The following is a 15,320-nucleotide window of genomic DNA, read 5'->3' as shown; positions in this document are numbered from 1 at the left end:
ATTCATGCCTTGACTGATCGGCATGACGCCATAGGAGCTTGCAAGCAACGAGGCAGGTTTTCCTGAAATACCGCTATCGCGGCCAAGGCCCCTCCAGAGGGTCCTTGGCTGCAACAGGGCACAGCACCGATATCAGGTAATCGGAGCCGGGTTGAACAGGGTGATGTCGTTGTGCAGCCGGTAGTGCTCGGTCCAGGTCTTTTTCTTGCCGCTGGCCACATCCAGATAGAAGTGGAACAGCTCCCAACCCAGGTCTTCGATGCTCGCGCGACCGGTTGCAATGCGTCCGGCGTCGATATCGATCAGGTCGGGCCAGCGCTGGGCCAGTTCCGTACGGGTCGAAACCTTGACCACCGGGCTCATGGCCAGGCCATACGGCGTACCACGACCCGTCGTGAACACATGCAGGTTCATCCCGGCAGCCAGCTGCAAGGTACCGCACACGAAATCACTGGCTGGTGTAGCGCAGAAAATCAGCCCTTTGCTCTTGAACCGCTCGCCAGGGCCAAGCACGCCGTTGATGGCGCTGTTGCCGGATTTGACGATCGATCCCAGGGATTTCTCGACAATGTTCGACAACCCGCCCTTCTTGTTGCCCGGCGTGGTGTTGGCGCTGCGATCCGCTTCGCCCTTGGCCAGATAACGGTCGTACCAGTCCATCTCACGCACCAGTTCCTTCGCGACGGTCTCGTCTTGTGCGCGGGAAGTCAGCAGATAGATGGCATCGCGTACCTCAGTCACTTCGGAGAACATCACCGTCGCGCCGGCACGCAACAGCAGGTCCGAGGCGTAACCCAGCGCCGGGTTGGCCGTGATGCCGGAAAACGCATCACTGCCGCCGCACTGCATGCCGAGGATCAGCTCCGAAGCCGGTACGGTTTCGCGACGACGCTGGTCCAGTTTTTTCAAGCGGACTTCAGCCAGTTCCATGATCTGTTCGACCATTTCATTGAAGCCATGGCTGGAATCCTGAAGCCGGTACAGCCATGGCTCACTGAGATCCACGGAGCTGTCGTCTTCATGCATGACCTGCCCGGCCTGCAACTTCTCGCAGCCCAGGCTGATGACCAGCGCCTCGCCACCCAGGTTCGGGTTACGGGCCAGGTTACGAACGGTGCGGATCGGAATGTAAGCGTCAGTCGCCGTGATGGCCACGCCACAGCCGTAGCTATGGGTCAGGGCCACCACGTCATCGACGTTGGGATAACGAGGCAAGAGTTCCTCACGGATACGCTTGACCGCAAAGTCGAGGACACCCGTTACACACTGGACGGTGGTGGTGATGCCCAGGATGTTGCGTGTGCCCACGGTGCCGTCGGCGTTACGGTAGCCCTCGAACGTGTACCCCTCCAGCGGAGCCTCTTTTTCCGGCACCGCATCGGACATCGGCAGACTGTCCAGCGCAGGCGCAGAAGGCATGCGCAACTGGTCTTCCCTGACCCAACTGCCACGAGGGATAGGCTGCAATGCATAGCCAATGGTGTGGCCGTAACGAATCACGGCCTCCCCTTCGGCCAGATCCACAGTACTGACCTTGTGGCTCTGCGGTACGTTATCGACAGTCACCAGCCCATTGTCGAACTCGGTTCCGGCTGGAACGCCCTGGTCGTTGACCACTACCACCACGTTATCCAGCGGATGCAGCCGGATATACCGTGGAGAATCGGCATGTTGAATCAGGTTCATCACGGTTACCTCAAGGTTTGACTTGGGAAAGGTCGCTGACTTGGTCGTTCAGCAAAGGCCCCTTGGCTGGCGGCTCTTTCAATTCCACGCGCTTGATCTCACCCACGATGAAGATGTAGCTGATTACTGCCAACAGCGCATTCGCGCCGACGAACACCAGTGCCCACTTGAAGGAACCTGTAGAGCTGATGATGTAACCAATCACGATCGGGGTAGTGATCGAAGCAATATTACCGAAAGTGTTGAACAGGCCACCGCTCAAACCAGCGATCTGTTTAGGCGAGACATCGGACATGACAGCCCAGCCCAGCGCCCCCACACCCTTACCGAAGAACGCCAGCGCCATGAAGCCTACGACGACCCATTCAACATCGACATAGTTACAGGTGACGATGGACGTCGACAGCAGCAGGCCACAGATGATCGGTGCCTTGCGGGCGAAGGTCAGCGAGTGGCCTTTGCGCAGCAGGTAGTCGGAAATGACACCACCAAGCACGCCGCCGATGAAGCCGCAAATGGCCGGCAAGGACGCAATGAAACCCGCCTTGAGGATGGTCATGCCGCGTTCCTGAACCAGATACACCGGGAACCAGGTCAGGAAGAAGTAAGTGATACCGTTGATGCAGTACTGGCTCAGATAGATACCGAGCATCATGCGGTTGGTCAGCAACTGGCGAATGTAATCCCAGCGCGGTCCGCCGCCTTTCTTGTCCTTGCTCTTGTCCTGAGTATCCAGGTCGACCATGCCACCGTTGCTGGCGATATGCTCGATCTCGGCTTCATTGATCAGAGGGTGGTTACGCGGGCTATAGATGACTTTCATCCACAGCAGCGAGAACACGATGCCACCGGCACCCATGACGATGAACACATGCTCCCAGCCAAAGGTGTAGACGATCCAGCCCATGAGCGGAGCGAACAGTACCGTGGCGAAGTATTGCGCGGAGTTGAAGATCGCCGAGGCAGTGCCGCGTTCGGCAGTCGGGAACCAGGAGGCCACGATACGTGCGTTACCCGGAAAGGATGGCGCTTCAGCCAGGCCCACCAGGAAGCGCAGCATGAACAGCGCGACGATGGCAGTGGAGACACCGAACTCACCCACATAGCCTTGCAGCAGGGTAAACAGGGACCAGGTGAAAATGCTCAGGGCATAGACTTTCTTCGAGCCGAAACGGTCGAGCAGCCAGCCGCCAGGAATCTGACCGGCCACGTAGGCCCAGCCGAATGCAGAGAAGATGTAGCCAAGGGTTACGGCACTGATGCCGAGGTCTTTCTGAATGCTTGAACCGGCAATCGCGATGGTGGCTCGGTCGGCATAGTTGATCGTGGTGACAAGGAACAGCATCAACAGGATCAAATAGCGGACGTGAGTCGGCTTGGACTTTTGCATGTTTTTGAACTCCCACTCATTATTTTTTTACGCGGGTAATACATTTTTTTGGGTCCAGCTCTGCAGGCCCCTTAAAAGTGTCAGCGGCGACGACAACTTTTACCTGCATGGTCTTGCGGTCTAACGACAAAACCGCTGATCACTCAGCGGCTTTGCCTGTAGCGGTGTTACTGCTTGCCTTGTTTATCCATCAGCGCAGCCAGCAGTTCGACTTCTTCGCCAGTCAGGTCAGTCAGCGGTGCGCGGACCGGACCTGCATCGTAGCCAGCGATTTTTGCGCCCGCCTTGACGATGCTCACGGCATAACCGGCTTTACGGTTACGGATATCTAGGTATGGCAGGAAGAAATCGTCGATGTACTTGCCGACAGCTGCGTGATCGTCACGAGCGATAGCGTGGTAGAAGTCCATCGCCAGTTTCGGCACGAAGTTGAATACGGCCGAGGAATAAACCGGCACGCCCAGCGCCTTGTAGGCAGCGGCATAGACTTCAGCGGTCGGCAGACCACCCAGGTACGAGAAGCGGTCGCCCAGACGACGGCGGATCGAAACCATCAGCTCGATATCACCCAGGCCATCCTTGTAGCCGATCAGGTTCGGGTTGCGCTCGGCCAGTTTTTCCAGCAACGGAGCGGTCAGGCGGCATACGTTGCGGTTGTAGACGACAACGCCGATCTTGACCGATTTGCAGACCGCTTCAACGTGAGCGGCAACACCGTCCTGGCTGGCTTCAGTCAGGTAGTGCGGCAGCAGCAACAGGCCTTTGGCACCCAGACGCTCGGCTTCTTGAGCGTATTCGATGGCTTGACGAGTCGGGCCACCGACACCGGCCAGGATTGGCACGCTGGTTTCGCAGGTGTCGACGGCAGTCTTGATGATTTCCGAGTATTCGCTGGCAGCCAGGGAGAAAAACTCGCCAGTACCACCGGCGGCGAACAGCGCGCTTGCGCCGTAAGGAGCCAGCCACTCAAGGCGTTTGATATAGCCAGCGCGGTTGAAATCGCCCTGAGCATTGAAATCGGTAACCGGGAAAGACAGCAGACCGGAAGAGAGGATGGACTTCAGTTCTTGTGGATTCATTATTCGAACACCCTGTGGGACAAAATTATTAGAGGATCACCGGGGGGCAGATCCGATGTCGTAAGTCATCGTACAACTGAAAATAAAATGTCTCAACAGGGATTTGCAGGTTTTTCGGAACTAAAGCGATGAAAGGGCTTTCAGGCCTTTAAAGACGGGGGCTGAGGATTTTCTGGAGGGAGGTGGTGCGTTATATGATCACTGAACGCTACAAGCTACAAGCTACAAGCTACAAGCTACAAGCTACAAGCTACAAGCTACAAGCTTTTGACTTAAAGCTTAAAGCTTGCGGCTTGCAGCTCACTTCCTACGCCCTCTGCGACTCTGCCTCTTCATGCGCATGACGCAGACGTTCGCGGCTGTTGGTGAGGTGCAGGCGCATGGCGGCGCGGGCGGCGTCGGAGTCCTGGCGGGCGATGGCTTCGTAGATTTCTTCGTGTTCGCGGCTCAGGCGACTCATGTAATGCTGCTGATCATCATGGGCCAGGCGTGCAGAGTTCAGGCGCGTGCGCGGAATGATGCTGGTGCCCAGATGGGTCATGATGTCAGTGAAGTAACGGTTGCCGGTGGAAAGCGCGATCTGCAGGTGGAACTGGAAGTCCGAAGCCACGGCATCGCTGGCATGGGCTGCACTTTCGTTCAGGGCATCGAGGGCTGCACGCATGGCGGCCAGTTGCTCATCGCTGCGACGCTGCGCAGCCAGGCCGGCGGACTCGACTTCCAGGCTGATTCGCAACTCCAGCACCGCCAGCACATCACGCAGAGTGACGATGGTGGCCGGATCGATCCGGAAACCGCTGGGGCTCGGGATATCCAGTACAAAAGTGCCGATACCGTGCCGCGTCTCGACCAGGCCGGAAGCCTGCAAGCGGGAAATGGCCTCGCGAACCACAGTCCGACTCACGCCCTGCTCTTCCATGATGGCGGATTCGGTCGGTAATTTATCGCCGCGCTTGAGCTGCCCGCTGCTGATGCGCTCGGACAGCTCAGTCACCAGTTCCTGCGCAAGGCTGCGGTGCTTTCTGCGTGCGCGAGGCGCAGCGGTTTGCTTTTCCATATCCAACATCGATCTCGGCACTGTTAAACAAAGACCAATCATAGCTCAGCGGTTATACGATAACACCCTGAAAACTAATGGTCGGGGACAGACAGAATTTAGACAAGGTATTGCCGCGCCGGCTGCTCAAGCAACTTTCCCCCTTCAACCCGTAAATATCGTTCATGGAAACGCTTGAGACTGCTGCGGTGCCCGATGCTGAGAAGGGTCATGTCAGGCTGCTCATCGATAAGCGCCTGATACAACGTCGCTTCGTCCTCTTCGTCCATGGCCGACGTGGCTTCATCCAGATACAGCCACTTGGGCGCAAACAGCAGAGCACGGGCAAAGGCGACACGCTGTTGCTCGCCGGGCGACAACAGGCGCTGCCAATGATTGTTTTCATCCAGCCTTGCGACCAGATGCTCCAGACGGCAGGTGCGCAATACCTCGACAAATCGCTGGGACGGATACTGTTCGGGGACCTGTGGATAACTCAAGGCCTCACGCAACGAACCAATGGGCAGGTAAGGCTTTTGTGGCAGGAACATATAACGCTCGTCCGGCAAGCGGATCTGCCCCTGCCCGTGATGCCATAAACCGCCCAACGCCCGCAGCAATGTGCTTTTGCCACTCCCCGAGCGGCCACTGAGCATGACCCGCTCGCCAGCAGCGATGGACAGGCTGGCATCGCGCAGCAGTTCGCGACCACCGGTCAGGCCCAACCCCAGGGCGCTCAGTTGCAAGACTTCACTGTCACGACTGAGCGCAATGGCCGGGCGATGCGCCTCATTCTCGTCCATGCCCTGACGGAAGCTGAGCAAGCGATCACAGGTAGCGCGCCACGAGGCCAGCGAAGCATAGGCCTCGATGAACCAACTGAAGTTTTCCTGCACGCTACCAAAGGCCGAGTTGATCTGCATGAGGTCGCCCAGCTCGATCTTCCCGGCAAAATACCGGGGCGCGCCGACAATGAACGGGAAGATAAGCGCAATCTGCGAATAGCCGGCCGTGAAAAAGGTCAGGCCTTTCTGAACCTTCATGATCGAGCGAAAGTTGCTCCAGATCATCCCGAAGCGACTGCCCAGACGCTGTTTCTCGTTGGGCTCGCCATCACACAGCGCAATGCTCTCGGCGTTCTCCCGTACGCGCACCAGGGCAAAACGCAGATCGGCCTCAAAACGCTCCTGTTGATTGCTCAGGACAATCAGCCGCCGCCCGATCAAGTGCGTCAACCAGCTACCGACCACGGCATACACCAGTGCAGCCCAGAACATGTAGCCGGGAATCGTGACGCCCAACACTTCGATGCTGCCCGATACGCCCCACAGAATGACTGAGAACGACACCAGACTGACCACCGTACTCAGCAGCCCGATACCGAGTGACAGGGTTCGGGTCGTGAACTGATCAAGGTCTTCAGACAGACGCTGGTCAGGGTTATCCGTATGACCGGCCTGCTCCAGTTGGTAGTAATTCTTGTGGCTGAGCCACTTGGCGAAATGTTGTTCGGTCAGCCAGCGGCGCCAGCGAATGGTGAGCATCTGCGTCAGGTAGAGACGATAGACCGCCCCCAGAATCGCCACGGCAGCGATGCCACAGAAATACAGAATCAGATGGGTGAAAGACGCCAGGTCTTTCTTTTCCAGAGCGTTGTAGAAATCCCGGTACCAGCTGTTGATCTGGACCGAAATTTCAACACTGAACAGCGACAGGGCAATAACCGCAGCCAGCAGCAACCAGGCCATGCCCTTTTCTTCGCTACGCCAGTACGGCGTGATCAGCTTCCAGACTCTGGGGAGGAACGTGCCACGCGGGGCGTCGTTGACTTCAGGGTTGCGATTCATGATTCAGGCCCGGCTTCTCTATCTGAAAGAAGAACAATGCCCGATCACAATGAAGCAAAAACGCCCTCTGACCTCATGAATAAAACTTCATCAACGGCGCACGGGGCGCTTCTGCAATTTGCGCTGCAAGGTGCGGCGATGCATGCCCAGCGCACGGGCCGTTGCCGAGATATTGCCTTCATGCTCGGTCAGCACACGCTGGATGTGCTCCCACTGCAGACGGTCCACCGACATGGGGTTTTCTGGAACCAGGGTGTCCAGGTTGGCATGTTCAGACAGCAGGGCCGCCAGCACGTCGTCGGCATCGGCCGGCTTGCACAGGTAATTGCAGGCGCCACGCTTGATCGCCTCGACCGCAGTCGCGATGCTCGAATAGCCGGTGAGAATCACCACGCGCATTTCCGGGTCCAGCTCCAGCAGCTTGGGCAGCAGCACCAAGCCCGAGTCGCCGTCCATTTTCAGATCAAGCGCGGCGTATTCAGGGATATCGTTCTGGGCAATCACCAGCCCTTCTTCGGCAGAACCTGCGGTGCTGACCCGGAATCCGCGGCGGCTCATGGCCCGCGCCATTACACGGGTAAAGGTTGCGTCGTCGTCGACCAACAGCAAATGCGGAAGCTCTTCGCCTTCAACCTGGATGTCATCATCACTCATGCTTCATCTCCTTGAGTGTCACGAGGCAAGCGCAGCTCGGTGAGCGTGCCGCCCTCTTCATGACGGTAGAGTTTTACCGAGCCCCCGGCGCGGGTGACGCTGGCCTTGCTCAAAAACAGGCCCAGGCCAAAGCCTTTGCCCTTGGTGGTAAAGAATGGTTTGCCGATCTGCTCGGCGATGGCCAGCGGCACACCCGGGCCGTGGTCACGAATATTGATGCAGATTTCCGCGCTGTCCCAGTTCAGGTTGACTTCCAGCCCGTCGGGGCAGGCATCGGCGGCATTGTTCAAGAGATTGAGCAGCGCCTGGGTCAGGTCAGGCGGCGGTGCCAGCACTGGCACGTTGTCCTTGCCCAGCTGGAAAAAGCGATAACTGACTTCAGGACGCATCAAGTGCCAGCGGTTCAGCGACTCATCCATCCACTGAATCACCGTCTTGTATTCCACTGCCATACGCCGGTTGGCCTCGGCGGCACGCACCAGTTGCTGAAGCGTATGCTTGCATTGCTTGACCTGCTCCTGAAGGACCGACAGATCGTCCTGCAACTCAGGATTACTGTGATCCTGACGCATCTCCTTGAGCAACACGCTCATGGTCGCCAGAGGCGTACCCAGTTCATGGGCCGCGCCTGCGGCCTGAGTCGCGACTGCCAGCAATTGCTCGTCACGCAGGCCTTCCTCGCGGCGCACCGCGCGCAACTGCTCCTGACGACGCAGCTCTTCAGCCATCTTCGCCGCAAAGAACGTAATCACCGAGGCCGCCAGGGCAAAGCTGAGCCACATGCCATAGATCTGCATGTTTTCTCTGGAGATCGGGTAGGTTTCCAGCGGATAGGACCTGTACAGCAGGAGCGTATAGAGCGTCAGTGCGATGCCGGACAGGATCAGGGAATAGCGCCATGGCAAGGTCACGGCGGCAATGGTCAGCGGCACCAGATAATAGGAGACGAACGGGTTGGTCGAGCCGCCGGAGAAATACAGCAGGGCGCTGTGAATGATCAGGTCCAGCGCCAATTGCAGCGCATATTCCAGCTCAGTCACCGGCCACGATGTACGCAACCGAATGGCCGTCAGTACGCAAAGCGCCACCGAGCAGCCGAGAGTAATCGACAGCGGCAACCAGGGCAGCGGCAGCACATTGAACAGCCAGGCAATCCCGACCGAGCCTGCCTGCGCAGCCAGCACAAGGGTGCGAATGAAGGTCAGGCGCCACAGGTTCTGGCGCGAGGCTGAAAGCATTTGAACGGGGGCGAGCATGAGCTCTCCTGATGAGCGCTCCAGGCGGATCGAAGCGAGTATAACCAAGCGGGAGGCAAAACTGGAAAAGTGCGTCAAAGCGCCACAGAGGTGGACTGTCCGGAACCGGAACTGTTGGCTACAGTCATATGGATTTGCATCAGTCCGACAACCGCCGGATGACGCTTTTATAACAAGGAGTTACCCATGTTCAATCTTCGCCCTGTCGCCCTGGTCATCACATTGGGGATCACGATCCTGGCCTGTGCCCAGGCCATTGCCGAGGAACCCCGCTACAACCAGATTTCATTGCGCGCCGAGGTCAATCAAGAGGTCCAGCGCGACCTGATGCTCGTCACGCTCTACACCGAAGCCCAGAACAGCGACCCGGCCAAGCTCGCCGCGCAGATCACCGAAACCCTGAACAAGGCGCTGGGTCAGGCGCGTCAGGTCAAGGACGTGACAATCCGCCAGGGCAGCCGCAACAGTTACCCCATCTATGACGAGAAAGGCCAGTCGATCACCGGCTGGCGCGAGCGTGCCGAACTGCGCCTGGAAAGTGCCGACTTCGCCGCACTGTCCAGGCTGACGGGCGAATTGCTGACCGACCTGAAAATGGGCGGCATGGACTTCTCCATCTCGACACCAACCCGCAAGGCCAGTGAAGATGCCCTGCTCAAGGATGCCGTTACCGCATTCAAGGCCCGCGCCCAACTGGTCACCGAGGCGCTGGGTGGCACAGGCTACAAGCTGGTGAACCTGAACCTCAATACATCGGGTTATCCACAACCCTACCTGCGTGCGCCGGTCATGATGATGAAAGCAGAACGCGCCGACGCGGCCCCGACGCCAGATGTCGAAGCAGGCACCAGTCAGGTCAGTGTCGCGGCCGATGGTGTGATCGAAGTGCTGATTCCCTGACCTTTCTTCGCGAATGAATTCGCTCCCACTGTAGGAGCGAATTCATTCGCGAAACCCCGACACCCCCTGTCTACTTGCCCTACAACACTCAACGCCTCGCCTGATTCTCCCTTCCCGTACAACTCGTAAACTCACCTGTAACTTCAATAACCTTTCAATAAAGGAATCAAGGATGAATCCTCGCGCCAGCACGTCCGGCAACTATCAGCAGACTGAAAACACTACCGGCGAGGTCTACGAACCTCTGCCCGTTGCCGCCCGTTTCGAAGCGGGTCAGGGCGAAAAAACCAGGGCCACTCACGGCTCGATAGAAGCAATCCTTGAAACGGCTGGCTTCAGGAAGAATGAAATACGGGCCATTTACTTCGGCAACTGGCTGCGCGATTACTCGCAGTTGCTCGACCCGAAGATCGTCCGCGCCACCACCATGCCCAAAAGCTTCCCGGACCTGCTGTCCCGCGAGGCCCTGACCAGAATCGTGGATGTACTGGCCGTAAAGGAGTTCACCGATCTGATGCAGCTCGACCGGTCGAGCTTCACAGTGACGCCGCAAAGGCTCGGTGTTTACCGCCCCGGCGAACACATCGACAACCCCAGGGCCGTCAACCCGAAACCGGCCAACCCCAAAGAGCGTGACGCCGACTTCGAGGACTGGGTAAAACCCGACGACCCGGCCTTGCAGGTCGACTTCCAGACTTCAATGAAACGCTATATCCAGCGCTCTGTAGAGACCATGAGCAGCGAGCTGGATATGGCAACACAGGCAGGCCCGCAATCCTTCGATGGCCTGCGGGCGCTCGGTTCGGGTCTGCATATCCTCGAAGACTTTTTCTCCCACTCCAACTTCGTCGAGCTGAGCCTGATAAAGCTCGGCCACACGAGCGTGCTGCCATGGACCTCCGAAGCCGACTGCCGGCATCGGCTGCCTCTGGTAACCGGCATGTTTGGCGGCAGCGATATCATTGCCAGCCTTGCCGCACCGCTCGGCAAGATCCTGTTCTCGACAGAGAACAAACCGTTTGAAGCCATCAAGGCCGGTGAACGTTACGAACGCGACCAGATCATCCAGATCCTGCTCAGCGAACACCCGAACGACCAACTGTTGCAGAGTTATGAAACATTCCTGACCACCCGCGACCAATGGGCCAGCCTGCCTTTCTCGGAACAGGTCGAACGGTTCTATGCATTCATTGGCGCACCGGGAAGAATCGTCAGCAATGCAATCGGCACAGCCATACAAGGCCTGACTACCTGGCTTGGCAACAGCATCGACGACTTCCAGACGGTCCTGGGTGAAGACCCGAACACCAGCGGCTCTACGAACCCGTCGCACTCACAGCTCGCCAAGGACCATGCCGAGCACCCGCTGCATTCTCTGGCTGCGCTCCTGGCGGAAAAAGCGGTACTGCAAGTGGGCCAGACGATACTGGGTCAATGGTCCAACAAGGGCGTGGCAGAGCATCCTGCACAAGTGGCTGCGAAATTCTTCGTACACCCGATGGACAGCGACTGGCAGGACGCACTGGTTCGCGACTGGGCAAACAGGAACCCTGGGCTGGTAAAACATGCAACGCTCAAAAGCGATCTGGACCGCACCCAGGAGCAGTTGCGAATCAGCACAGAAAAAGCCCTGCTGACCTTCAACAGGGAAAGCTCCAGTTTCCTGCAAACCTTTTACGAGAGTAATTCGCTGTCAGACCTGTGGAATAAAATCACGGGCAAGTAAGAGCGTTGTCCGATTCCCGGCAAATACGGCACTATCCGCTGTCTATCTGCACGTTGATATTCAGAACGGTTATTGCCGCACTTTGCGAGGGGTTTCATGGGACATACGATCTTCAAACCGCTGCTGTTGACTACCGCGCTGCTGGCCTGCGCCCCGCTGGCACAGGCCGCCAGCACTCTGGTGTACTGCTCCGAAGCCAGCCCGGCCGGTTTCGACCCTAGCCAGTACACCAGCGGTACCGACTTTGACGCATCGGCCGAAACGGTTTTCAACCGGCTGACTCAGTTCAAGCGCGGTGGAACAGAAGTGGAGCCAGGGCTGGCGACTCGCTGGGAAGTCTCTGACGACGGCCTGACCTACACCTTTCACCTGCGCGAAGGCGTGAAGTTCCACACCACCGACTACTTCAAGCCAGGCCGGGCGTTCAATGCAGACGATGTGCTGTTCACCTTCAATCGTCTGCTTGATCCCAACCAGCCGTTTCGCAAAGCCTACCCCTCGGAATCGCCCTACTTCACCGACATGGGCCTGAACACGACCATCAAGAACATCGAAAAGGTCGATGCCCACACCGTCAGGTTCAATCTGAACAATATCGATGCCGCATTCGTGCAGAACCTGGCCATGAGTTTCGCCTCGATCCAGTCCGCCGAATATGCCGACAAGTTGCTCAAGGAAGGCAAGGCCGACGAACTGAACCAGAAGCCCATCGGTACTGGCCCCTTCGTGTTCAAGCGCTATCAGAAAGACTCGCAGATCCGTTATGTGGGCAACAAGGAGTACTGGAAGCCTGAAGATGTGAAGATCGATAACCTGATCTTCTCGATCAACAGCGATGCGGCCGTGCGCCTGCAAAAGCTCAAGGCGGGTGAATGTCAGGTCAGCGGCTACCCTCGCCCGCAAGACATCGAAGAATTCAAGAAGGACCCGAAAATCAAGGTCCTGAGCCAGCCTGGCTTCAACCTCGGCTTCCTGGCCTATAACGTCACCCATCCACCGCTGGATCAACTCAAGGTTCGTCAGGCGCTGGACATGGCCATCGATAAACCGGCCATCATCAAAGCCGTCTACCAGAGCGCCGGGCAACTGGCCGAGAACGCGCTGCCACCAGGTCAGTGGAGCTTCGATCCAGCCATCAAGGACGCACCTCACGATCCGGCCAAGGCCAGACAACTGCTCAAGGAAGCGGGGATCGCGCCGGGCACGCAAATCAATCTGTGGGCCATGACGGTGCAGCGCGCCTCCAACCCCAACGCGCGGATGTCGGCACAGATGATCCAGTCCGACTGGGAGAAGATCGGCATCAAGGCCAACATCGTTACCTATGAATGGGGCGAGTACATGAAGCGCTCCCGTGCAGGCGAGCACGATGTAATGATCTACGGCTGGACCGGCGACAACGGTGACCCGGACAACTGGCTCGGCGTGCTGTACAGCTGCGCAGCGGTCAAAGGCAGCAACTTTGCCAAATGGTGCGATCCGGCCTACGACAAGCTGGTGCAACAGGCCAAGGTGACCACCAATCGCGATGAGCGCATCAAGCTGTATCAACAGGCTCAACAAGTGCTCAAGACACAGGTACCGATCACGCCGATTGCCAACTCCAAGGTCTTCCAGCCCATGCGCCAGGAAGTTCAGGACTTCAAGATCAGCCCGTTCGGCCTGACGCCTTTCTATGGTGTCAGCCTGAGCAAGTAATACAGATCCGGTAACAATCACACGCCAACCGGGTGCATTTCACACGCCCGGTTGCGCGTTTATGGTGCGATAAACAGCAGAATTCCTTTGCGCAAACGATCAACTGCGCAGAAATTACATTCACGCGACATTCATGTACGGTCGTTCCACTTTTTGCCACCTCTTTGTCGTCAGCACCTTGCTTCGGGTATGACCCCTGCATAAGTATCGGATGGATCGGCTCACGAGGTCGTTCCCTCCAAATGACAATAACTGAGGCCTCCATGCTCAAACACGCAGTCATTCCGTTCATCGTCGGCGCAAGCCTGCTCGCCAGCGCACCCTTTGCCCAGGCGGCATCCAACCTTGTGTTCTGCTCAGAAGGCAGCCCGGCGGGCTTCGACCCGGCCCAATACACGACCGGTACCGATTTCGACGCATCGGCAGAAACCATGTTCAACCGGCTGGCCCAGTTCGAGCGCGGTGGCACTGCTGTTGAGCCTGGTCTGGCGACCAGTTGGGACGTTTCCGCGGACGTGCTGACCTACACCTTCCATCTGCGCAAGGGCGTCAAGTTCCATACCACGCCGTACTTCAAGCCAAGCCGCGACTTCAATGCCGATGACGTGCTGTTCACGTTCAACCGCATGATCGACAAGGACCAGCCGTTCCGCAAAGCGGCTCCCACCGAGTTCCCGTATTTCACCGACATGGGCATGGACAGCAACATCGCCAAGGTTGAGAAAGTCGACGACTACACCGTGAAGTTCGTCCTCAACACGGTTGATGCTGCGTTCATCCAGAACATGGCCATGTCCTTTGCCTCGATCCAGTCTGCCGAATACGCCGACCAGCTTCTCAAGGAAGGCAAGGCTGCGGACATCAACAGCAAACCTGTCGGCACAGGCCCGTTCGTATTCAAGAGCTATCAGAAAGACTCCAATATCCGTTACACCGGTAACAAGGATTACTGGAAGCCCGAGGACGTCAAGATCGATAACCTGATCTTCGCCATCACCACCGATCCATCGGTGCGCATGCAGAAGCTCAAGAAGAATGAATGCCAGATTACCGCCTATCCGCGGCCTGCCGACCTTGAAACGCTCAAGGCCGACAAGAACCTGAAGATGCCCGATCAGGCAGGTTTCAACCTGGGTTACATCGCTTACAACGTGATGGACAAGATCAAAGGCAGCGACACGCCAAACCCGATGGCGCAACTGAAGGTCCGTCAGGCACTGGACATGTCCGTCAACAAGCAGCAGATCATCGACTCGGTTTACCAGGGCGCGGGCCAACTGGCCGTCAACGCCATGCCTCCGACCCAATGGTCTTATGACGACACCATCAAGGACACGAAGTACGACCCTGAGAAAGCCAAGGCCCTGCTCAAGGAAGCCGGCATCAAGGAAGGCACCGAGATTACCTTGTGGGCCATGCCGGTTCAGCGTCCTTACAACCCCAATGCCAAGTTGATGGCCGAGATGCTTCAGGCTGACTGGAAGAAGATCGGTATCAACGCCAGGATCGTCAGCTACGAGTGGGGCGAGTACATCAAACGCTCCAAAGGTGGTGAAAACGGCGCCATGCTGATTGGCTGGAGCGGTGACAACGGTGACCCGGACAACTGGCTGGGCACGCTGTTCGGCTGCGATGCCATCAATGGCAACAACTTCTCCAAGTGGTGCGACCAGCCTTACGACGCAGTTATCAAACAGGCCAAGGCAACACCTGACCAGGCCAAACGCACCGAGTTGTACAAGCAGGCGCAACACCTGCTCAAGGACGCTGTGCCGATGACGCCTATCGCGCACTCGACTGTCTATCAACCGATGCGCAATACCGTTGAGGACTTCAAGATCAGCCCGTTTGGCTTGAATTCCTTTTATGGAGTCGGCGTCAAGTAATAGCAGTTTGCCTGCGCCGCTCTTGCAGCGCAGGCGCTGAATATCTGCGTGGAAAAATAAACTCGCCAAGTAGCGTAATTGCAGCTAAAAGCAATTACCTACTTGATTGAAGTTTTTTTCCTACAACAACTAGAGCCTGCGAACCTATTTACCACAAGCTCC

The 15,320-nt window shown here is 57.5% G+C and carries 11 protein-coding genes; 4 read left to right on the top strand and 7 right to left on the bottom strand.

Annotated elements, in window-relative coordinates; genetic code table 11:
• Positions 1–132: 132 nt before the first annotated feature.
• The 7 genes from garD to ACODS3_RS16325 form a co-directional block, all read right to left on the bottom strand.
• Positions 133–1,686 carry a galactarate dehydratase gene (garD, locus tag ACODS3_RS16355; protein ID WP_489035275.1) on the bottom strand — a complete coding sequence of 518 codons (1,554 nt, stop codon included), beginning with the start codon at positions 1,684–1,686 and terminating at the stop codon, positions 133–135.
• A gap of 10 nt (positions 1,687–1,696) precedes the next feature.
• Positions 1,697–3,076, bottom strand: coding sequence for an MFS transporter (locus ACODS3_RS16350; RefSeq protein ID WP_201005604.1), 1,380 nt, complete (start codon positions 3,074–3,076; stop codon positions 1,697–1,699).
• A 167-nt stretch (positions 3,077–3,243) separates the two neighbouring features.
• Positions 3,244–4,155 carry a 5-dehydro-4-deoxyglucarate dehydratase gene (gene kdgD, locus ACODS3_RS16345; protein ID WP_201005605.1) on the bottom strand — a complete coding sequence of 304 codons (912 nt, stop codon included), beginning with the start codon at positions 4,153–4,155 and terminating at the stop codon, positions 3,244–3,246.
• A 307-nt stretch (positions 4,156–4,462) separates the two neighbouring features.
• Positions 4,463–5,212 carry a FadR/GntR family transcriptional regulator gene (locus ACODS3_RS16340; protein ID WP_201005606.1) on the bottom strand — a complete coding sequence of 250 codons (750 nt, stop codon included), beginning with the start codon at positions 5,210–5,212 and terminating at the stop codon, positions 4,463–4,465.
• 98 nt (positions 5,213–5,310) lie between these two features.
• The gene (locus ACODS3_RS16335; protein ID WP_304575300.1) at positions 5,311–7,038 is read right to left on the bottom strand and encodes an ABC transporter ATP-binding protein/permease; all 1,728 of its coding nucleotides are present in this window, start codon (positions 7,036–7,038) and stop codon (positions 5,311–5,313) included.
• Between the two features lie 90 nt (positions 7,039–7,128).
• Positions 7,129–7,692, bottom strand: a complete 564-nt coding sequence (locus ACODS3_RS16330) for a response regulator transcription factor (protein WP_025258431.1) — start codon at positions 7,690–7,692, stop codon at positions 7,129–7,131.
• Entirely contained in the window at positions 7,689–8,948 is a 1,260-nt protein-coding gene (locus ACODS3_RS16325) for an ATP-binding protein (RefSeq protein WP_201020123.1), read from the bottom strand. Before ACODS3_RS16325 ends, ACODS3_RS16330 begins: the two co-directional genes overlap by 4 nt.
• A gap of 186 nt (positions 8,949–9,134) precedes the next feature.
• On the opposite strand from ACODS3_RS16325, the gene ACODS3_RS16320 reads away from it, so the two are divergent.
• The 4 genes from ACODS3_RS16320 to ACODS3_RS16305 all read left to right on the top strand — a co-directional run bounded on the left by ACODS3_RS16320 (position 9,135) and on the right by ACODS3_RS16305 (position 15,158).
• Positions 9,135–9,848, top strand: a complete 714-nt coding sequence (locus tag ACODS3_RS16320; RefSeq protein ID WP_489035270.1) for an SIMPL domain-containing protein — start codon at positions 9,135–9,137, stop codon at positions 9,846–9,848.
• A 172-nt stretch (positions 9,849–10,020) separates the two neighbouring features.
• Complete coding sequence (locus ACODS3_RS16315) at positions 10,021–11,574, top strand: HET-C-related protein (protein WP_489035269.1); 1,554 nt, start codon at positions 10,021–10,023, stop codon at positions 11,572–11,574.
• Between the two features lie 96 nt (positions 11,575–11,670).
• Positions 11,671–13,272 carry an ABC transporter substrate-binding protein gene (locus ACODS3_RS16310; protein ID WP_201020120.1) on the top strand — a complete coding sequence of 534 codons (1,602 nt, stop codon included), beginning with the start codon at positions 11,671–11,673 and terminating at the stop codon, positions 13,270–13,272.
• Between the two features lie 263 nt (positions 13,273–13,535).
• Positions 13,536–15,158, top strand: coding sequence for an ABC transporter substrate-binding protein (locus tag ACODS3_RS16305; RefSeq protein ID WP_374063466.1), 1,623 nt, complete (start codon positions 13,536–13,538; stop codon positions 15,156–15,158).
• Positions 15,159–15,320: the final 162 nt, after the last annotated feature.

Source organism: Pseudomonas sp. FG43 (assembly GCF_057809175.1).
The sequence above is the reverse complement of the archived record's forward strand: the minus strand, read 5'-3'. Positions and strand labels throughout refer to the sequence as shown.

Excerpts from the sequence above, each read along its gene's own strand:
- garD (WP_489035275.1), bottom strand. The coding sequence starts at position 1,686 with ATGAACCTGATTCAACATGCCGATTCTCCACGGTATATCCGGCTGCAT.
- ACODS3_RS16350 (WP_201005604.1), bottom strand. The coding sequence starts at position 3,076 with ATGCAAAAGTCCAAGCCGACTCACGTCCGCTATTTGATCCTGTTGATG.
- kdgD (WP_201005605.1), bottom strand. The coding sequence starts at position 4,155 with ATGAATCCACAAGAACTGAAGTCCATCCTCTCTTCCGGTCTGCTGTCT.
- ACODS3_RS16340 (WP_201005606.1), bottom strand. The coding sequence starts at position 5,212 with ATGGAAAAGCAAACCGCTGCGCCTCGCGCACGCAGAAAGCACCGCAGC.
- ACODS3_RS16335 (WP_304575300.1), bottom strand. The coding sequence starts at position 7,038 with ATGAATCGCAACCCTGAAGTCAACGACGCCCCGCGTGGCACGTTCCTC.
- ACODS3_RS16330 (WP_025258431.1), bottom strand. The coding sequence starts at position 7,692 with ATGAGTGATGATGACATCCAGGTTGAAGGCGAAGAGCTTCCGCATTTG.
- ACODS3_RS16325 (WP_201020123.1), bottom strand. The coding sequence starts at position 8,948 with ATGCTCGCCCCCGTTCAAATGCTTTCAGCCTCGCGCCAGAACCTGTGG.
- ACODS3_RS16320 (WP_489035270.1), top strand. The coding sequence starts at position 9,135 with ATGTTCAATCTTCGCCCTGTCGCCCTGGTCATCACATTGGGGATCACG.
- ACODS3_RS16315 (WP_489035269.1), top strand. The coding sequence starts at position 10,021 with ATGAATCCTCGCGCCAGCACGTCCGGCAACTATCAGCAGACTGAAAAC.
- ACODS3_RS16310 (WP_201020120.1), top strand. The coding sequence starts at position 11,671 with ATGGGACATACGATCTTCAAACCGCTGCTGTTGACTACCGCGCTGCTG.
- ACODS3_RS16305 (WP_374063466.1), top strand. The coding sequence starts at position 13,536 with ATGCTCAAACACGCAGTCATTCCGTTCATCGTCGGCGCAAGCCTGCTC.